The sequence below is a fragment of the Vineibacter terrae genome (assembly GCF_008039615.1).
Lineage (GTDB): Bacteria > Pseudomonadota > Alphaproteobacteria > Reyranellales > Reyranellaceae > Vineibacter > Vineibacter terrae.
Map to the genome: position 1 here is coordinate 23,151 of NZ_VDUZ01000034.1, position 19,195 is coordinate 42,345.

Sequence of the window (19,195 nt, forward strand, 5' to 3'; positions counted from 1 at the left end):
GGAGCATGACCGTCGCATGCATGAGCCCCGCTGTCTCTCGCCCCGGTAGAGCGCCATCGGCGCCGCCGTCAGGGCGCTTGCACGTTTCAGGGTGAGGCGGCGTCTTCCATTCGGGCTGCGGCGCGGCTAGACCTGCCGGTCTGCCACGTCGGGGAACGCCATGTCCGCAAGCCCGCTCGCCGCGTTACCGCCGCAACAAGTTGGACCGGCCGTCTGGTATGGACCTGACATGGCACGCCGGACCGACTGGGTTGTGCCGCTGTCGGATGCTGATATCGCAGAGGTCGAGGCGGCGATGGCGCCGCTGGTGGCGCGCGCGGCGGACATTGCGCGCATCACGCGCGCCGACTTCCCCCTGCCGAGCCTGGGGCCGCGGCTGGCGGCGGCGCTCGCGGCGCTGCTGCACGGCCGCGGCTTCGTCGTGCTGCGCGGCCTGCCGGTCGGACGCTACAGTCCGCGCGAGGCGGCGACGGCCTTCTTCGGCATCGGCGCCCATCTCGGCAACGCCCGATCGCAGAATGCCAAGGGCCACGTGCTGGGCCATGTCCGGGACCTGGGCCTGTCCAGCCGCGACCCCAACGTCCGCATCTACCAGACCAACGAGCGCCAGACCTATCACACCGACTCCTGCGACGTGGTCGGCCTGCTGTGCCTGAAGACGGCCAAATCCGGCGGACTCTCGACCCTGGTCAGCTCAAGCGCGATCTTCAACGAGATGCGCCTGAAGCGGCCCGATCTGCTCGAGCTGCTGTTCCAGCCGGTCGCCACCGACCGGCGTGGCGAGGTGCCGGCGGGGATGAAGCCCTATTTCGAGATCCCGGTCTTCAGCTGGCACGAAGGCCACCTGAGCGCGATCTATCAGCGCCAGTACATCGACAGCGCCCAGCGGCTGGATGGCGCGCCGCGGCTGACGCCGCAGCTCATCGCCGCCCTCGACCTGTTCGATACGCTGGCCAACGATCCGGCGCTGAACCTGCACATGGAGTTCAGGCCCGGCGACATGCAGTTCGTGCACAACCACACCCTGCTGCACGACCGCACCGGCTTCGAGGATTGGGAGGAGCCGGAGCGTCGCCGCCATCTGCTGCGCCTGTGGCTGGCCTGCCCGGGCGCGCGGCCATTGCCGGCGGTCTTCGCCCAGCGCTACGGCTCGGTCATGGTCGGCGACCGCGGCGGCATCATCATACCCGGCACCACGGCGCTGAACGCGCCGCTGGAGGCGGTGTGAGCGATGCGCGCCTGCAGGCGATCGTGCGCGCGCACCCGCTGCTGTCCGCCGTCCTCGACCGCTTTGCCGCCGTCGGCTTGCCGGATGCCTGGCTGGTCGCCGGCGCGGTCGCCCAGGGCGTGTGGAATGCGGCGACCGGCCGCGCGCCGACCTACGGCCTGAAGGACATCGACATCGTCTATTTCGACGGCGCCGATCTGTCGGCCGAGACCGAGGCGATGCACGAGGCCCGCCTGCGGGCCCTGTTCGCCGACCTGGCGGTGAAGCTCGACGTCAAGAACGAGGCGCGCGTTCATCTGTGGTATGCCGACGCCTTCGGCAACGGGCTCGAGCCCTACCGGTCGAGCGAGGATGCCATCGGCACGTTCCCGACCACGGCGACCAGCATCGGCATCCGGCCGCAGGGCGATGCGCTGGGCCTGTGCGCGCCGTTCGGTGTCGACGATCTCCTGGCCGGCGTGGTGCGGCCCAACAAGCGGCAGGTCACGCAGGCGGTCTACGAGAAGAAGGTCGCGCGCTGGCGGGCGCTGTGGCCGGAGCTGACCTACATTCCCTGGGATCAGACCCAGCCGCCATCGACGACGTAGTGCTGGCTGGTGCAGGCGGCGGCTTCGTCGGAGGCGAGGAACACGACGAAGCGGGCGACGTCGTCGGGGACCAGCCAGCGCTTGAGGCACTGCGCCTGCAGCATGCGCTGCTCGCCCTCAGGCGTGATCCACAGGCGCTGCTGGCGCTCGGTGCGGATCCAGCCCGGCGCGACGGCGTTCACACGGATGTTGAACGGGCCGTAGTCCCGCGCCAGCGATCGCGTCAGGCCCAGCACGGCCGATTTGGCAGCGGTGTAGACCGCCATGCCGCCCATGCCGGCCATCCATGAGATCGAGGCGAAGTTGACGATGGCGCCGCGCTGCGCCGCCTTCATCGCGGGCAGCACGGCCTGGGCCGCGAAGAACTGATGCCGCAGGTTGACGGCGATCAGCGCGTCCCATTGCTCGGGCGTCACATCCTCGGTGGTGTGGCGCTGGTCGAGCGCAGCGTTGTTGACCAGCACCTCGATCGGGCCGATGCGCGCGCGCAGCGCGTCGATGGCCGCCCGCAACGCCGCGATGTCGGTGAGGTCGGCGTGCTCGAAATGCACCTCGCCGCCCTGCTCGCGCAGCGCCTGCACCAGCGCCGTCGCCGGCTCCTGCTGGATGTCGATGAAGCCGACACGGCTCTTCTGGCGCGCGAAGGCGCGCACGATCGCCTCGCCGATGCCGGTGGCGCCGCCGGTCACCAGCACGGCGCGGCCAGCGAGGTCGGGATAGATGGCTCCAGCCATGAGCACTGCTCCGTTTCCTGTTGCGCGGGGTCAGGCCGCCGCGCCGGGAAGCACATCGGCGTCATGCCCGTAGAGCCAGCCGACTGCGGCGATGGACCGGTCGCCCGCGACGGCTGCCTGGGCGTCGCGTTTCTGCTGATCGACACCGTCGGGCAGGTGGAAGCGCGTCTTGTTGTGGCGCGACATTTCCTGCAGGCGCGTCGTGCGTGGCTTGCGCAACGTCTCATAGCGCGCGAGGGCAGCCGATAGATCGCCAGCGGCCTGGACAAGGCAGGCCGTCAGTGTGGCCCCGTCCTCGATCGACTGCACGGCGCCCTGGCCCATGAAAGGCAGCATGGCATGACAGGAATCGCCCAGCAGCGTCATACGGCCGACTGACCATCGCGGCAGAGGCTCGCGGTCGAACAGCGCCCATTTGAAGGTCTCGTCGACGGCACCGATGATCGCGCGCACGCAAGGATGCCAGCCCTCGAACAGGCGCAGCGCATCGGCGACGTCGCCGCGATCGATCCATGATTCGTGGGTCCAGGAATCTTCTTCGCGTACCGCCACGAAATTCATCAGCCGGCCGCCGGCAACATAGTAGTGCACGAAGTGACCGCCGGGACCCATCCAGCTGTTGGACGTGACTTCCAGGTTCAGCGTCGCCAGCCGCTCGGCGGGCACCAGGCCGCGATAGGCCACACAGCCCGTGAAACGGGGCCTGTCCTCGCCAAACAGGATCTGCCGCACTCTGGAGTGAATGCCATCGGCACCGATGAGGATGTCGCGGCTGATCCGCGTGCCGTTCTCGAAGCGAGCCTCGACGCGATCACCATGGTCGACGGCATCGACAAGCCGGTGGCCGACATGCACCCGTCGGGCCGGAAGCGCGCCGGCGATGGCGGCCAGAAGGTCGGCCCGATGGAAATGGTAGTAGGGCGCGCCAAACGTCCGCTCGACCGTCTCGCCCAGGGGCGCGCGTTGCAACGTGCGGCCGTCATCCCAGCGGCGCTGATGAACGGCGACGGGCCGTACGCCGCGTTGCGCCAGCGCTTCTGCCAGGCCAAGGCGCTGCAGGATGCGCGTGCCGTTCGGGCTGATCTGGATGCCGGCACCAACTTCGCTCAGCGCGCTGGCCTGTTCGTAGACCTCCACGTCGAAGCCGGCATGCAGCAGCGACACCGCCGCCGCCAGGCCGCCGATGCCGCCGCCGATCACTGCAACGGAGAGTCCCGCCCGTGTCATGGATGCTTCTTAGCAACATTCATCGCCGGCGCCTATGATCGCGTCGAAGGATCGAACGAGCGGAGAGATGTGGATGCGCGGACGACATGTATTCATGCAGAGCCTGGAGAAGCACGCCGTGCGCCATATCTTCGGCAATCCCGGCACCACCGAAAGTCCGCTGATCGACAGCCTGCCCGAGTACCCCGGCATCGACTACATCGTGGCCCTGCACGAGGGCGTGGCGCTGGGCGCCGCCAGCTTCTACGCCCAGGCCACCGGCCGCACCGGTGTGGTGAACCTGCATGTCGCGCCCGGCCTGGGCAATGCGCTGGGCATGCTCTACAGCGCGCTCAAGGCCGGCTCGCCGATGGTGGTGACCGCCGGCCAGCAGGATACGCGCATGCGCCTGCGCGACCCGCTGCTGGGGCACGACCTCGTGGCGATGGCCGCACCGGTCACCAAGTGGAGCGTGCAGGCCGAGCGCGCCGACGAGCTGGGGCCGCTGCTGCGCCGCGCCTTCAAGATCGCGAACGACCCCCCGGCCGGCCCCGTGTTCGTGGCCCTGCCCATCGACGTGATGGAGCAGGAGACCAGCGTCGCCGCGATCGGACCCGGCACCTTGTACCGCGCGACACGGCCCGATCCCGAAGGTGTCGCCGATGTGGCGCGCCTGCTGCTGGCCAGCCGCAACCCGGTCATCGTCGCCGGCGATGACGTGGCGCGGGCCGCCGCCACCGACCGGCTGGTGGCGCTGGCCGAGCGTGTCGGCGCGCCGGTATGGGTCGAGGGTCTGCGTGCGCACCTGGCGTTCCCGGCCGCACATGCGCATGCACGCGGCGCCGTGCCGTTCGACGCGGCCACCATCCGCAAGGCGCTCGACGGCGCCGACCTCGTGCTACTGGCCGGCGGTCCGTTCTTCGAGGAGGTCTGGTACGCCGCTGGCGATCCGTTCCCCGACGGCGCCGCCGTGATCCAGCTGGAAGAGTCGCACACGCGCCTGGCGTTCAACTTCGCGCCGCAGGCGGGCCTGGTGGGGCGGATGGACCATCTGCTGCAGGCGGTGGACGATGCCGTCGCCGCCGGCGCGGATGATGGCTATCGCGCCGCGGCCATGCGCCGCGGCGCGGCGCTCAAGACGGCAAAAGAGGCCGATGCCGCGGCCTATCGCGCACGGGTGGAGAAGGCCTGGAGCCGCATGCCGATCTCGATGCCGCGGGCGCTGGCCGAGATCCGTGCCGGGCTGCCGGCCGACGCCGTCGTCGTCGACGAATCGATCACGGCCAATATCGACCTTGCCCGCGCGTTCGACTTCACCCGGCCGGGCGACTACTACAGCGGCCGTGGCGGCGGCATCGGCCAGGGGCTGGCGGGCGTGCTGGGCGTGAAGCTGGCGCATCCCGACCGGCCGGTCGTGGCGATCTCCGGCGACGGCTCGGCGATGTACAGCATCCAGGCCCTATGGACTGCCGCGCATCATGCGCTGCCGATCGTGTTTGTGATCCTGGCCAACCGCGAATACCGCGTGCTGAAGCACAACCTCGACGTCTATCGCCAGCGCTTCGGCGAGCTTGCCAACCATCCCTATCCGCACATGGACCTCACCGGGCCGGCGCTGGGCTTCGTCGACATGGCGCGCGGCATGGGCGTTGCCGGCACGCTGGTGACCAAGCCCGACGACGTGCGCGGCGCCATCGCGCAGGCCGTGGCGTCGGGCAAGCCGCACCTGGTCGAGATCGCGATCGAGGGCAAGCGCTGACCGGGCAGGGAGCGCGTCCCGTCCGCCGCATGGGCGGACGAGGACGCCGACCGGCCGGTTTCAGTCGTCGCCGGCGCTCGCCTTGCGCGCCGCGGCTTCCTTTTCCGCCATGCGGGCCTTGAGCTGCTCCGGCGTGAGACGCACGATGTGCTCGTTCTGATGGGCGAAAATGTCGTAGCCCGTAGTGTCGAGCTCCTCCAGGACGATCTCGCGCGCCAGCACCTTCTGCTTCCAGGCCGCGTGCTCGGCCTCGGCGGCATGGAACTCGGGCATCACGTCCTTGGCGAACAGCTCCAGCGAATCGCAGATGTCCTGGTGGCTGGTCTTGCCGGCCTGGTTGAGCAGGATCACCTGGTCGACGCGGCTGGCCTGGAACTGGCGCAGCTTGCGCCGGATGGTCTCGGGCGAGCCGACCAGGCCCGCCTCCAGCGCCTTCTTCTCCTCGGGGCCGCCGCGCCAGCTCTGGTACTCGCGCCACAGGTCGCTGGTGCCGGGCGCATCGACGCCTTTGCGGCCGTAATAGGAGAGCGCGAACACGAAGAACGTCCAGCCCGCCGCCTTGGCCGCCGCCTCCTGGTCGGTCGGCGCGCACATGAAGCCGGCCACCATCGCGACATTGGGATTGGTGGGGTAGTCGGTGAGCTTGGCCGGATTGTTCAGCAGGTTGTTGTAGTACTTGTGCACCCAGGCGCGCGCCGCTTCCGGTGTCACGAAGGTGAAGCCCAGCGCGCCCATGCCCCATTCGCCGGCCTTGGCGATGGTCTTGATGTTGGAGCAGGCCACCCAAAGCGGCGGATGCGGCTTCTGGTAGGGCTTGGGGATCACGTTGCGGGCCGGGAAGTCGTGATACTGGCCGTGGAATTCCCAGCTCTCCCTGCTGAACATCGGGATGATGGCCTTGACGGCCTCCTCCCAGCGCTCGCGCTTGTCGCGCACCCGCACGTTGAAGGGGTGCAGCTCGGCCGGGCCGGCAGCCTCGCCCATGCCGAGGTCAACCCGCCCACCGGATAGCAGGTCCAGCGTCGCCACCTTCTCGGCTACCCGATGCGGCTGGTTGGTGGTGAGCTGCACCACGCCATGACCCAGCCGGATGCGCCTTGTGCGCTGGCTGGCGGCGCCCAGGAACACTTCCGGCGCCGACGAATGCGAGTATTCCTCGAGGAAATGGTGCTCCACCTCCCAGGCGTAGTCGTAGCCCAGCCGGTCGGCCAGCTCGATCTGGGTCAGCGAGTCCTGCAGCAGCTGGTACTCGCTGCTCGCCGTCCACGGGCGGGGAAGCTGGTGCTCGTAGAAAATGCCGAACTTCATAAGGTGCGATCCTCTCGCCCGGCCATGCAGATCTTGCCGGATTGGATGCTGCCATCCGATACCGCGCAAGACTGGTGATGCCGGCTCTTTCTTGTTCCGAAGCAGACGTTTACATTGCCATGACCGATGTCAAGTTTTTGACGGATTGGTGCGTTTTCTTAGCCCATGAGCTTCAGCCACACCTTCGTGGTGCCTTCCTACAATCAAGCCGACTTCATCGGCAAAACAATCGAGTCTTTGCTCCGGCAGGATTTGCCAGGGTCCGAGATCGTCGTTTCGGAGGATTTCAGTAACGACCATACGATGCAGGTGCTGACGACATTCGGCGACCGCATCCGCATCGTGCGTCCGCCCGAGCACAGGGGGATGGCGTTCAACTGGAACTGGGGTGTCTCGCAGGCGCGCACCGACTGGGTGTCGATCATGGGGGCCGACGACCTGGCCCTGCCGCACTTCGTACGCACCCTGCAGGCCGGCGTGCGCAGAAATCCCGGCACTGTCCTGGCCAGCGGCGACGTGGAGCAGATCGATGGCGCCGGCACCGTGGTGCGGTCGGATGGCACGGTCACTGCACGCCCCGTGACGCATCCGCCGGATACGTTCTACCGGTTGCTGGCTGCGAACAGGGTGCAGGTCGCCGCTCACTGCTTTCGCCGCGATGCGTGGGAGAAGGTCGGCGGGTTCGAAACCCGCCTGCGACTCTACGGCGACTGGGGGCTGTGGCTCAAGCTGGCGCCTCTGGGCGATTTCGTACATGTGCGCAAGGTCATTGCGCAGTACCGCATCGCCTACCGGCCGGGCATCGCCAAGCAACGTCTGCCGGAGTCGCTGCGCGATGACGCCGATGTGCAGTGCCTGCTGATCCCGGAGGTGGCGAAGGCGATGCATGGCGTCAATCCCCAGCGCTTGCGCAAGAGCAGCCGGCAGCGCTTCCACGCCGTGCTGGCCGAGGCCGCGGCCATGCTGTCGGTGTCGGAGCGTGGCTTCGCCGTCGATCTGCTGCGTGACTGGGCGCGTGGCATTGGCGCCGACAAGCAGCTCGAGGCATTCGCGGCCGGCCGGCCTTTATCGTCGGGCTGGCAGGGCAGCGCCATGCGCCGGGGGCTGCGCCAGCTCTATCGCACATTGCGTCCGGCTCGATGATGGTATTCAGTCCGCCGCCATGGGCTTCAGTCACTCTTTCGTCGTGCCGTCGTACAATCATGTCCGTTACGTCGGTGAAACCATCGAATCGCTTCTGCAGCAGGACGCGGCGGGCTCGGAGATCGTCGTCAGCGACGACGGCAGCAATGACGGCTCGCGTGAGCTGATCGAGCGCTATCGCGACCGTGTGCGGATCGTCTATCCGCCGCGCCGCATGGGGATGATGGGCAACTATAACCACGCCGTCTCCCAGGCGACCGGCACGTGGGTGTCGCTGATGGGCTCGGACGACAAGGCGCTGCCGGGCTTCGTGACGGCGGTCCGTGCCGCCGTGGATGCGCATCCCGACGCCGCCCTGGTCAGCGGCAATTTCCAGCACATCGATGGCGACGGCCGTCTGCTGAAATCGGAGAAGGTGCTGTCGGTGAAGGCGTTTGCGCCACCGCCGGAGAACTTCCATACCCAGCTCGTGGCGGTGAAGGTGCATCCGGCGGCCCACGCCTTCCGGAAGACAGCATGGGAGGCGGTCGGGGGCTTCGACGAGACCATGCATCTGTACGGCGACTGGGCCTTTTGGCTGAAGCTGTCCGCTTGCGGCGGCTTCGTGCATCGGCCCGAGTACCTGGCGCAGTACCGCATCGACTACCGGCCGGGCCTGAGCCGCAAGCGGATGCCTGAGGTGCTGGAGGACTCGGCACGCATCGCGCTGGAGGTGGTCCCCGATGTGGCACGCCGGGTGCCGGGCGCGGACCCGGCACGCATCGCGCGCGCCACCCGGCAACATTTCCGCATCCGCCTCGCCGAATGTGCACGCGAGGTGCCGCCCGGCGAACGGGGCTTCGCCGTCGATCTGATGCGGGAATGGGCCGCGGCTGCCGGCGAGGAGGCATTGCTGGATCGCTTCGCCGCCGGCGGCGCGATCGCCGGCGGCTTGCGCGATACCTGGATGTGGCGCACGGCGCGCGCGATGTACAAGGCCGTGCGCTGAAGGACAGGCAGTCGTGCGACCTGCCGGCACCGGGCCGGCAACGCCTTGCCGCCGGCCCGGTGCCTGGGCTAAGGCTGCGTGACCTTGCGTCGTCCGATCGGGAGAGACCCCATGGCTTATGTCGTTCCGCCGCCGCCGACTGTCGGCGTGCCGATCGTCGGAACTTCCGATTTGTTCCCGGTGCGGCGGATCTACTGCGTCGGCCGCAACTACGCCGCTCATGCCCGCGAGATGGGCGGCGATCCCGACCGCGAGCCGCCATTCTTCTTTGCCAAGCCCAGCGACGCCATCGTCGTGGCCGGCGATGCCAACAATCCGGTCCGCATTCCCTATCCGCCGGCCACCAAGAACCTGCATCACGAGATGGAGCTGGTGGTGGCGATCGGTACCGGCGGCGCCGGCATCAGCGTCGAGAAGGCGCTGGAGCATGTCTATGGCTACGCCGCCGGGCTCGACATGACCCGCCGCGACCTGCAGAACGCGGCCCGTGACAAGGGCCGGCCGTGGGACATGGGCAAGGGCTTCGACCAGTCGGCGCCGATCGGTCATATCTATCGTGCGGCGCAGATCGGCCATCCGGCCGCAGGCGAGATCAAGCTCGACGTCTCGGGCAAGACCAAGCAGCACGCCGATCTGAAGGAGCTGATCTGGAGCGTGCCGGAGACGATCGCCTACCTGTCGGGCCTGGTGACGCTGGGGCCCGGCGACCTGATCTACACCGGCACGCCCGAGGGTGTCGGTCCGGTCGTGGCCGGCGACACGCTGATCGGCACGGTCCAGGCGTGCGGCGTCGTGGCGGTGGCCTACGTCTAGGCCGGTGGGCCGCGAGGGATCCTTCCGCATGGTGCATCATTCGGAAAGAACCCTTGCGGCGCTCACGAGGTCGCCGGCTGTGATCGATAACGATTCTGGATCAATCCCGGAAGAATAAACGATTGGAGCAGCAGGAGCGAAGCGCGCCAAGCTGTCCGCCGCGATGGGCGGCGAGCAAGGTTGCGGCGTGTGAGAACGGGACGCCGGCGCAGCCGGTGTCTCGATCGCCCGGTTCTACAATTCAGGAGGAAGTCATGGCACGTCTGCGCTTTGGTGCGTTTCTCGCGCCGCATCATCCCATCGGCGAGAATCCCGTCCTGCAGTTCCGCCGTGACCTGAAGTTCGTCGAGCATATCGACGATCTGGGCTTCGACGAATTCTGGTGCGGCGAGCATCACTCCTCGGGCTGGGAGATGATCGCCTCGCCGGAGATGTTCCTGGCGGTGGCGGGCGAGCGCACCAAGCGCATCAAGCTCGGCACCGGCGTGATCTCGCTGCCCTACCATCACCCCTACAACGTCGCGCAGCGCATGGTGCAGCTCGACCACATGACCGCCGGCCGCGCCATCTTCGGCTCCGGTCCCGGCGCCCTGCCGTCGGACGCGCACACGCTGGGCATCGATCCCATGGTCCAGCGCGATCGCCAGGACGAGGCGATCGGCATCATCCGCCGCCTGTTCAAGGGCGAGCGTGTCACCCACAAGACCGACTGGTACACCCTGCAGGACGCCGCGCTTCAGCTGCTGCCGGTGCAGGAGGACATGGAATTCGTCGTCGCCTCGCAGATCAGCCCTTCGGGCATGACCCTGGCCGGCAAGTACGGCATCGGCATCATCTCGCTGGGCTCGATGTCGGAGCAGGGGCTGCTGTCGCTTCCCACGCAGTGGGGCTTCGCGGAAGCCGCGGCCCAGAAGAATGGGACGACGGTCGATCGCAAGCAGTGGCGCGTGCTGCTCAGCTGGCACATCGCCGAGACGCGCGAGAAGGCGCGCGAGGAAGCCAGGCACGGCCTGATGCGCTGGCACAACGAGTACATCGTCGGGACCCTGCAGCGGCCGGGCGCGGAGCCGTTCAGCTCGCCCGACGACGCGGTCGACAAGACGGCCTTTGTCGACGGCGCCGCCTCGGTGATCGGCACGCCCGACGACCTCGTGGCCATGATCAAGTCGGTGTACGAGAAGAGCGGCGGCTTCGGCTGCGTGGTCGGCTTCGTGCATGACTGGGCCAATCCCGAGAACACCATGCGCAGCTGGGATCTGGTGGCGCGGTACGTCGTTCCGCAGGTCAACGGCTACGTCACGAAGCTGCGCGAGTCGCAGAAATTCCTGATCGAGAACCGTGCCGTGTTCGAGCGCGCGAACCAGGCGGTCATGGCCAAGATCATGGCGAACAGCGCGGCGGCGGAAGCGCTCAAGGTCACCGCCTCGCCACGCTTCGCGGCGGCATCCGCCGCCGTGCCGAAATTCGGCGACACGAAGACGCGCGCCAAGTAGCTGATGGAGCATGGCCGGAACGGGTCACACGGCGACGCGCTCCGGCCTTGCCCGCTCTGCCTGATCGGTCGGCTTCGAAGCAGCCGCCGGCGGGCACGGGAACTGTGATGTGGCGGCGGAATCTTATGCCCAGCTGACGGGCACCGCTGTATGGTCTGCTGACTGACAATTCCCGCGGGCGTTGCCCTGCGGGTTCCGGGACCGGCGGGAAGTTTCCCGAAGAGACGAGCCATGTCATGAAGCAGATCACCCTTCCTGGCACGGACCTTCGTGTTTCCCGCTTCTCCTTCGGCACCGCCAGCCTGCTGCGGGTCGGATCTCAGCGCGAACGGCATCGATTGCTGGCTGCAGCGTACGACAACGGCTTCACGCACTTCGATACGGCTCCCTACTACGGCTTCGGTGTGGCCGAGCATGATCTGCGCGCCGTGCTGGCGGCAAGGCCGGAAGCGACAGTTGCGACGAAGGTTGGACTTTATTCCCCGGCCGGTGAGCAGCAGCCGGCCCCGCTGGTCGTCTTGCGCAAGGCGGTGGGGAAGATCATCCCGGCAGTCTCGCGACCGATCGTCGACTGGAGCGTGGAGCGGGCGCGCGTGGCCCTGTCCGCGAGCCTTCGGAGGCTCGGGCGTGAACGCGTCGATCTGTACCTGCTGCACGAACCTGAGCTGCATCTGCTCGACACCGACGAGTGGCTGCGCTGGCTCGAGGGCGAACGCGACCGGGTCAGGTGGTTTGGCATCGCGCTCAACACCGCACGGCTGGGGCCCTTCGTTCAAGAGGCGAGTCCGCTTGCGCCAGTCATCCAGACGTTCGACAGCACGTCCGCTCGCGAGGCCGATATCGTGGTCAACGCCGGCCGGCCCCTGCAGATGACCTACGGCTACGTGTCGGCGGCGCGGCAGGAAGAGAGATTTGATATCAACGCGCTTCTGGGTGGAGCATTGCAACGCAACCGGACCGGCAGCATTATTGTCAGCACGCGCAAGATCGACCGGTTGGCGCAATACGGCGACATCGCCGCAAGGTCTGACACGGGGGATAGCTAGACCTCAATAAAGAACGAAAAGTTGGGGGAGCAAATGATCCATGACCTGGGGGCCATGGCCGGCGAAGCGCGTGAGCGTGTCTGCGATGTGCTGGTTGTCGGCGGTGGGATCGCAGGACTTCTGCTGGCCACGCGGCTCTCGAGGCTGGGACGGCATGTGATCATTGCCGAGTCCGGCGCCAGGTCGCAGCCAGCCGAGACCCACCCGCTCAACGAGGTCGTGCAGCTGGGCACCGTCTACAGCGGCGCGACGGCAGGACGGTTCCGCTGCCTGGGTGGGACATCGAGCCGCTGGGGTGGCGCCATGCTGCCGTTCATGGCTGAGGACATCGCGCAGCCCGTGCCGGGCTGGGACGTCCGATGGCCCATTTCTCTGACGGATTTCACAGCCTACCAGCACGAGGTCGAGGCGCTGTTCGATCTGCCGGGCAGCCCGTACGAGGCGCCGCAGATCATGGCGGCGCGCGATGGTTCCGAGAGCACCTTCGTGCCGCGGCTGGGCAAGTGGCCGGCGTTCAAGCAGCGCAACGTCGCCTCGCTCCTCAATCGCGAGATCGCGGCCAGGAACGGGCCTGAGATCTACCTCAACGCAACGGTCACGCGTTTCGAGCTCGACCCGGCCGGCCGCCTCGTCGCCGTGGAAGCGCAAGGCGGCCGTGCCCGGCTGCGCGTGCGTGCCCGCAACACGGTGCTGGCGGCGGGCGCGATCGAGAGCACCCGCCTGCTGTTGCTGGCTGACCGGCAGCACGACGACCGGATCTTCGCACCCGATGGCGTCCTGGGGCGCTATTTCCACGACCATCTGTCGGCGCCTACGGCGAGGCTCACCGTCACGGACCGCAAGGCGCTGAACCGCGTCACGGGATTTCGCTTCGAGGGCAGGGCGATGCGGAATCTGCGGTTCGAGCCTACCGGCAAGCTCCGGGCGGCCCACGGCCTGCCGGCGGCATTCGGGCATATCGGGTTGTCGACGCAAGCGCCGACCGGGTTTGATGCGCTGCGGACGTTCTACCGCAAGCTCCAGCGCGGGGAGCGTCCGGCGACCGGTGATGCGGCAGCCCTTGCCGTTGCGCTGCCATGGATCACCCGGGCCGCGTGGTGGCGCTATGTCGAAAAGCGTCTGCTCTTTCCTGACGGAGCGAAGTTTGACCTGCACATGGTCGTCGAGCAGGAGCCGCACGCCGGCAACCGTATCGGCCTGTCGCATGATCAGCGCGACGTCTTCGGATGTCCCCTGGCGACAATAGAATGGCGGGTTGGCGAGGGAGATGTCGCCAATGCCGTTGCTGTTACCCGCCATTTCAGGGCGGCATGGAATGCGAGCTCGCTGGCGCGGCTCGCCAGCATCGAGGCGCTGCCTGCTGACATGGTCGGCGAGATGATGTCAGCGGGTGGCGGCATCTATCACCCCGGTGGCACGGTACGGATGGGCATCGACGCCCGATCCGGAGTCGTCGACAGCAACCTGCGGACGTTCCGAATCCCCAACCTGAGCGTGGTCTCGACCGCTACCTTTCCCAGCGGCGGCGGCGCCAATCCCACGATGATGTTGATGATGGCAGCGCTGCGCGCGGCCGACCAGCTCGGGCGGCATGCAGCGTGACGGCGCCGCTCAGTAGCGCAGCTTGTCCGGCTTCGCCTCCCAGGCCGAGAACACGGCGCGGGCTTCGTCCGACGGCAGATGCACGAAGGTCAGCGAGCGGGCGCCGGGCGGCAGCGGCACCTCGCGATAGATGAAGTCGTCGTCGAAGCCGATCGCGGCCGCATCCTGGCGCGTGTTGGCATAGACCACGCGATCGGGGCGCGCCCAATAGATCGCGCCCAGGCACATCGGGCAGGGCTCGCAGCTGGTGTAGATCGTGCAGCCGCGCAGCTCGAAATGGCCCAGCGCCTGGCAGGCGGCACGGATGGCGGTGATCTCGGCATGGGCGGTGGGATCGTGCGCCGTGGTCACCTGGTTCCAGCCGCGCGCGATGATGGCGCCGTCACGCACCACCACGGCGCCGAACGGGCCGCCCAGGCCGGCCTCCATCTTCTCGCGCGACAGCCGGACCGCCTCGCGCAGGAAGGCGTCATCGCCCGCGGTGGCGTCGGCAGCCGCCATCACAGCTCCTGCGTGTTGAACGTGTCGCAGCCGCGCAACTCGCCGGACTGCAGGCCGCGCTGGAACCAGCGCTGGCGCTGCGCCGACGTGCCATGGGTGAAGCTCTCGGGCTGCACGTAGCCGCGCGCCTGGCGCTGCAGGCGGTCATCGCCGATCGCCGCCGCCGCCGTCAGCGCCTCCTCGACATCGCCGGGCTCCAGGATCCGGCGCCGCTGGTTGGCATGGAAGGCCCAGACGCCGGCCAGGCAGTCGGCCTGCAGCTCGACGCGCACCTGCACGGCGTTTGCCTGGGCCTTGCTCATGCGGCCCTGGGCCTCCTGGACCTTGCGCAGGATGCCCAGCAGGTTCTGGATGTGGTGCCCGATCTCATGGCCGATCACATAGGCCTGGGCGAAGTCGCCAGGGGCGCCGAAGCGCCGCGCGAGCTGATCGTAGAACGACAGGTCGATGTAGAGCCGCTGGTCGCCGGGGCAGTAGAACGGCCCGACCGCCGCATCGGCCATGCCGCAGGCCGACCGGACGGCGCCTGAGAACAGCACCAGCGTCGGTTTGCTGTATTGCCGGTTGGCCTGGCGCGGCAGCTGGTCGTCCCAGATCTCCTCGGTGCTGCCCAGCACCCGGGCGACGAAGCGGCGCATCTCGTCGTCACGGCCAGCCGGCGCACGCGAACCCTGCTGCTGGCCCTGCGGCACCGGCCGCATCTGCGGCGGCGCCGGCGCCGGCTGGTACTGGCCGCCGCCACCGCCGCCGCCCAGCAGCGACATGGGATCGATCCCGAAGAACAGGGCGGCCACGACGATGATCACCAGGCCGAGGCTGCCCCCGCCCAGTGGAATTGGGATGCCGCCTCCGCCGCCGAAGCCGCCGCCGCCGAAGCCACCGCCCATCGGTCCGCCGCCCGTGGCGTCGGTGTCCCGAAGATCCTCCACGTTCTGGCTTTCAGGCGTGTCGTCGAGCCGCATGGCAACCTCCGTCGGCTCCAGTATAGCCGGACTCGTCGTATCCCTGTCAGCGCCACAATGTTCGCGGCACGTCAGTGTTTCGCGCTAGAATGCGCACTATCGCCTTCGAGTATTTTTATGTCGAGCAAAAGCCCTTCGAAGCCCTCACGCAGCTACATGCTGGCGGTCGATGACAACGTCTTCCTGCGGCGCGACGAGATGCGCGGCATGCGTTTCGCGCTGGAATACGACAAGGCCGAGCTGATCCTGCGCGACTGGAAGATCCGCTCGACCATCATCGTCTTCGGCAGCGCCCGCGTGCCATCCCCCGAGCAGCTCGACGCCCTGCGCAAGTCGGCCAACGGCAAGTCGGACGTGGCGCGGCTCGACCGGCTGATGGCGCTGGCACCGTACTACGAAAGCGCCCGTGCATTCGCACGCCTGGCCTCCGAGCAAGGCGGCGCGCTGGCGCTGAAGGACGGCGAGCGCTTCAATGTCATCGCCACCGGCGGCGGCCCGGGCATCATGGAGGCGGCCAACCGGGGCGCCGCCGATGCCGGCGCCCCGTCGATCGGGTTCAATATCGTGCTGGCGCACGAGGAGAAGCCCAACGGCTACTCGACCTCGGATCTGACCTTCCAGTTCCACTATTTCGCTATGCGCAAGATGCACTTCGCCATGCGGGCGCGGGCACTGGCGATCTTCCCGGGCGGCTTCGGCACCTTCGACGAGCTGTTCGAGATCCTGACCCTGCAGCAGACCGGCAAGGGAAGGCGCGCACCGGTGGTCCTGGTCGGGACGGATTTCTGGCGCAAGGCGGTCGATTTCGACTTCCTGGTCGACACCGGCGTGATCGCGGCCGCCGACGTCAAGCTGTTCGATGTCGTCGATACGCCGGAACAGGCGTGGCAGTCGCTGGTGGCGCGCGGCGTGCTCGATCCCAACGGCTTCGTCTGGCCACGCCGCGCCAGCAAGGTGTGATTCGGGCCGCGCGCGGCCGCAGCGTCACTGCTCCTTGGGGGCGTGCTTGCCGAGGATCCGTTGCAAGGTGCGGCGGTGCATGTTGAGGCGGCGGGCCGTCTCGGAGACATTGCGGTCGCACTGCTCGAACACACGCTGGATGTGCTCCCAGCGCACGCGGTCGGCCGGCATGGGATTCGACGGTGGCGGCGGCAGGCGCGTGCCGGTCGCCATCAGCGCCGCCTCGATCTGGTCGGCGTCGGCCGGCTTGGCGAGGTAGTCGATGGCGCCTTCCTTCACCGCTGCGACGGCGGTCGCGATGTTGCCGTAGCCGGTCAGCATCACGATGCGGATATCGGGCCGCGCCTTGCGCAGCGCGCTCACCAGCTCCAGCCCGCTGCCATCGCCCAGCCTCATGTCGAGCACGGCGAAGCCCGGCGGCTTCTCGACGTGGGCCATCGCCTCGGCCACGCTGCCGGCGGCGATCACGGTGTAGCCGCGCTGCTCCAGCGCCCGCGCCAGGCGCGTGCGCAACGGCGCATCGTCGTCGGCGATCAGGATGGTGCGCTCGGCAGCCTTGTCTGTCGTGGCATCCTGCGTCAATCATCCCTCCCTGGCGCGATACCCAGGCCGATACAGCCCGCGCGGCCGGGCGCCCAGCCTATGCGTGGTTACATTATGTATCCCGGAACACCGGGTTGCGCCAGCGTACGGTCACCCGGGCGCCGCCGCCTTCCGGCGTGGGCTGGTTGCCGAACTGCACGGCGGCGCCGGTGCGCTCCAGCAGCGTCTTGGCGATGAACGTGCCCAGTCCCATGTGTCCGTGGCTGCCGGCACGGGTCGAGACGAACGGCGAGCCGAGCTCGTCGAGCAGCATTTCGGGAAAGCCAGGTCCGTCGTCCGCAACCTCGACCTCGACCCAGTCGCGTGTCCAGCGGGTCGTCACCGTCACGCGCTGGCGCGCGAAACCAGTCGCGTTGTGCACCAAGTTGCCGATGCCCTGCAGGAACTCCGGGCCGCGCACCATCACCGGCGGCGCGTCGGGCGCGTCGGCCGCGGCCTGCATCTGCAGGTAGGCGATCTCGACCGTGCCATCGTCCCACGGGTCGGCGGCAGCCTCGACCAGGGTCGGCACCGACACCACGCTGTAGGCTTCCGAAACGTCGATCGTGGGATCGACGGTCAGCCGGGCGAGGATGGTGCGGCAACGCTCCGACTGCTCGACCAGCAGCTCGACGTCGGGCTTGAGCGGATCGTCATGCTCGACCTCGCGCTGCATCTCGCGCGCCACCAGCGAGATGGTCGACAGCGGGCTGCCCAGCTCGTGCGCCGCAGCGGCGGCCAGCGCGCCCAGGGACGCCATGCGCTGCTCATGCGCCAGCGCCGCCGACGCCGCCGCCAGGGCGTCGCCCATCTGGCGGGCTTCCTCGGCGACCCGCCATGTGTAGACCGCGATCAGGATGATCGAGAGAGTCAAGCTGGCCCAGATCGCAACCATGTAGATCGGCGGCAGCTCGGGCGGCGGCCCGTCCCACGGCAGCGGGAAATGGAACACCGCGACGAAGCCGGCGCACAGGGTCGACAGCGCCGACAACACCACCACGCTGCGCACGCCCAAGGTCGAGCCGGCGATCGCGACTGGCGCCAGCATCAGCAGCGAGAACGGATTGGAGATGCCGCCGGTGAAGAACAGCAGGAAAGTGAGCTGAAGCGTGTCGAAGCCCAGGAATACCGCGGTCTCACGGTCATTGAGCCGCGTGGCGCCCGGCTGGCTGAGCTCGAAGCCGAGATTGAGCGCCGCCGACAGCGCGATCGCCGCCGCCACGGGGATCACGGGGTAGCTGAAGGCAAGGCCCCAGGTGACGACGCCGGCGGTGAACGCCTGGCCGGCCACAGCGATCCAGCGGATCAGGACCAGCGAGCGCAGCCGCACGCCGCCGCGGGACTGCAGGCGCCCCGCGATCTCCTCGAGCGTTGGCGGCGCCGGCCGGCGCGGGCTGGGCACCGGCGATACGGACTCGCGTCTTGGCTCGGCTTCCGGAGGGAGGTCCTCGGTCACTGCCATCGGGCGATTATGGCATAGCTTTTCACCGCTCCCGCAAGCGCTACGCGCTTCACACATCCAGTCTCAGAGAGCTTGCGTCCCGAAAAAATCGGACTGTCATCCCGAGCGCCAGCGAGGGATCTCCCGCGAAAGACGCACGGTGCGCCATTCGCAGGAGATCCCTCGCTGGCGCTCGGGATGACACTGAAGATGTGTGGATACCGTAGCCCGCAAGCGGGAGAGCAAGCAGCTAACCCTCGAAATCGCCTGCCAGCGCGGTGCGCACGGCGTCCGGCATGACCGCCATGTGGCCGTAGTTGGGATGCGAGAAGCCCACGACCACCTCCTTGCCGGGCTGGCGGAAGGCCGCGATCTGCGACGGCGAGAAGGGGAAGTGCACGAAATGCACCGACGACGCCTTGCCCTCGGCGTTGGTGCGGTCCTGGTCTTCCTCGGCGAGGCCCTTGATGGTCTCGCCGCCGACCCGCAGGTACATCGTGTGCTCGATGCCGCCCAGGGTGGCCAGCACCCGCGTCCGGCGCACCGGCTCGTCGATCTCGATCATCACCGTGGCCGTCAGCTCACGCCCGTCGGGGATCAGCGGGTTGTAGGCCGCAAGCTCGTCCGGGATCTGCTCGGCGCCGCCCTTCTCGATGAAGAGCATCTCCTGCACCTGGTGCAGCATCGTGTCGAAGCTCTCGAAATAGAAGGTGGCGAACGGGCCGACCTCCAGGCGGCGGTTGCGCTTGATCTGGGTGAGGGCACGGCGCCGCTCGGCACGCACCTTGGCGTACTCGGTCAGCGGCAGGATGTCGGCTGCGGTGATCTTGCGCATGGCGGTC

18 protein-coding genes are annotated in these 19,195 nt (G+C 68.1%); 10 read left to right on the top strand and 8 right to left on the bottom strand.

Annotated features, from left to right (window positions below; translation table 11 throughout):
* Positions 1-229: 229 nt before the first annotated feature.
* Positions 230-1,228: a TauD/TfdA family dioxygenase gene (locus FHP25_RS26045; RefSeq protein ID WP_231712481.1), complete on the top strand. Its 999-nt coding sequence runs from the start codon at positions 230-232 to the stop codon at positions 1,226-1,228.
* Positions 1,225-1,815 (top strand): nucleotidyltransferase family protein, encoded by a 591-nt coding sequence (locus tag FHP25_RS26050; RefSeq protein WP_147849905.1) that lies wholly within the window; start codon positions 1,225-1,227, stop codon positions 1,813-1,815. The genes FHP25_RS26045 and FHP25_RS26050 overlap by 4 nt, the downstream gene beginning before the upstream one ends.
* Here the strand turns inward: FHP25_RS26050 and FHP25_RS26055 are convergent.
* Together FHP25_RS26055 and FHP25_RS26060 are read right to left on the bottom strand one after the other, a co-directional pair.
* Entirely contained in the window at positions 1,788-2,549 is a 762-nt protein-coding gene (locus FHP25_RS26055; protein ID WP_147849906.1) for an SDR family NAD(P)-dependent oxidoreductase, read from the bottom strand. The genes FHP25_RS26050 and FHP25_RS26055 overlap by 28 nt on opposite strands.
* A 30-nt stretch (positions 2,550-2,579) precedes the next feature.
* On the bottom strand, positions 2,580-3,776 hold the full coding sequence (locus FHP25_RS26060; protein WP_147849907.1) for an FAD-dependent monooxygenase: 1,197 nt from the start codon (positions 3,774-3,776) through the stop codon (positions 2,580-2,582).
* 73 nt (positions 3,777-3,849) lie between these two features.
* Here FHP25_RS26060 and FHP25_RS26065 point away from each other — a divergent pair, with 73 nt between their 5' ends.
* Positions 3,850-5,514 carry a thiamine pyrophosphate-binding protein gene (locus tag FHP25_RS26065; RefSeq protein ID WP_147849908.1) on the top strand — a complete coding sequence of 555 codons (1,665 nt, stop codon included), beginning with the start codon at positions 3,850-3,852 and terminating at the stop codon, positions 5,512-5,514.
* Between the two features lie 60 nt (positions 5,515-5,574).
* Here the strand turns inward: FHP25_RS26065 and FHP25_RS26070 are convergent, their stop codons facing one another.
* Complete coding sequence (locus tag FHP25_RS26070; RefSeq protein ID WP_147849909.1) at positions 5,575-6,822, bottom strand: LLM class flavin-dependent oxidoreductase; 1,248 nt, start codon at positions 6,820-6,822, stop codon at positions 5,575-5,577.
* A 165-nt stretch (positions 6,823-6,987) separates the two neighbouring features.
* Here FHP25_RS26070 and FHP25_RS26075 point away from each other — a divergent pair, with 165 nt between their 5' ends.
* The 6 genes from FHP25_RS26075 (at position 6,988) to FHP25_RS26100 (ending at position 13,907) form a co-directional block, all read left to right on the top strand.
* Positions 6,988-7,965 carry a glycosyltransferase gene (locus tag FHP25_RS26075; protein ID WP_147849910.1) on the top strand — a complete coding sequence of 326 codons (978 nt, stop codon included), beginning with the start codon at positions 6,988-6,990 and terminating at the stop codon, positions 7,963-7,965.
* 19 nt (positions 7,966-7,984) lie between these two features.
* Complete coding sequence (locus tag FHP25_RS26080; RefSeq protein ID WP_178133789.1) at positions 7,985-8,953, top strand: glycosyltransferase; 969 nt, start codon at positions 7,985-7,987, stop codon at positions 8,951-8,953.
* A gap of 111 nt (positions 8,954-9,064) precedes the next feature.
* Positions 9,065-9,766 carry a fumarylacetoacetate hydrolase family protein gene (locus FHP25_RS26085; RefSeq protein ID WP_147849912.1) on the top strand — a complete coding sequence of 234 codons (702 nt, stop codon included), beginning with the start codon at positions 9,065-9,067 and terminating at the stop codon, positions 9,764-9,766.
* 254 nt (positions 9,767-10,020) lie between these two features.
* Entirely contained in the window at positions 10,021-11,259 is a 1,239-nt protein-coding gene (locus tag FHP25_RS26090; RefSeq protein WP_147849913.1) for an LLM class flavin-dependent oxidoreductase, read from the top strand.
* Between the two features lie 236 nt (positions 11,260-11,495).
* Complete coding sequence (locus FHP25_RS26095) at positions 11,496-12,305, top strand: aldo/keto reductase (protein WP_147849914.1); 810 nt, start codon at positions 11,496-11,498, stop codon at positions 12,303-12,305.
* A gap of 33 nt (positions 12,306-12,338) precedes the next feature.
* Positions 12,339-13,907, top strand: a complete 1,569-nt coding sequence (locus FHP25_RS26100; RefSeq protein ID WP_147849915.1) for a GMC oxidoreductase — start codon at positions 12,339-12,341, stop codon at positions 13,905-13,907.
* Positions 13,908-13,916: 9 nt separating this feature from the next.
* On the opposite strand, the gene FHP25_RS26105 is transcribed toward FHP25_RS26100, so the two are convergent.
* The gene (locus tag FHP25_RS26105; RefSeq protein WP_147849916.1) at positions 13,917-14,408 is read right to left on the bottom strand and encodes a nucleoside deaminase; all 492 of its coding nucleotides are present in this window, start codon (positions 14,406-14,408) and stop codon (positions 13,917-13,919) included.
* Complete coding sequence (gene ypfJ, locus FHP25_RS26110) at positions 14,408-15,370, bottom strand: KPN_02809 family neutral zinc metallopeptidase (protein ID WP_147849917.1); 963 nt, start codon at positions 15,368-15,370, stop codon at positions 14,408-14,410. The genes FHP25_RS26105 and ypfJ overlap by 1 nt, the downstream gene beginning before the upstream one ends.
* A gap of 156 nt (positions 15,371-15,526) precedes the next feature.
* Between ypfJ and FHP25_RS26115 the strand changes: the two genes are divergently transcribed.
* Positions 15,527-16,330 (top strand): LOG family protein, encoded by an 804-nt coding sequence (locus FHP25_RS26115; protein ID WP_331461704.1) that lies wholly within the window; start codon positions 15,527-15,529, stop codon positions 16,328-16,330.
* A 24-nt stretch (positions 16,331-16,354) separates the two neighbouring features.
* On the opposite strand, the gene FHP25_RS26120 is transcribed toward FHP25_RS26115, so the two are convergent.
* From FHP25_RS26120 to FHP25_RS26130, 3 genes are all read right to left on the bottom strand, one after another.
* Positions 16,355-16,912 carry an ActR/PrrA/RegA family redox response regulator transcription factor gene (locus FHP25_RS26120; RefSeq protein ID WP_147849919.1) on the bottom strand — a complete coding sequence of 186 codons (558 nt, stop codon included), beginning with the start codon at positions 16,910-16,912 and terminating at the stop codon, positions 16,355-16,357.
* Positions 16,913-16,985: 73 nt separating this feature from the next.
* Positions 16,986-18,374, bottom strand: a complete 1,389-nt coding sequence (locus FHP25_RS26125; protein WP_178133790.1) for an ActS/PrrB/RegB family redox-sensitive histidine kinase — start codon at positions 18,372-18,374, stop codon at positions 16,986-16,988.
* Between the two features lie 229 nt (positions 18,375-18,603).
* Complete coding sequence (locus tag FHP25_RS26130; RefSeq protein ID WP_147849921.1) at positions 18,604-19,188, bottom strand: DUF3501 family protein; 585 nt, start codon at positions 19,186-19,188, stop codon at positions 18,604-18,606.
* Positions 19,189-19,195: the final 7 nt, after the last annotated feature.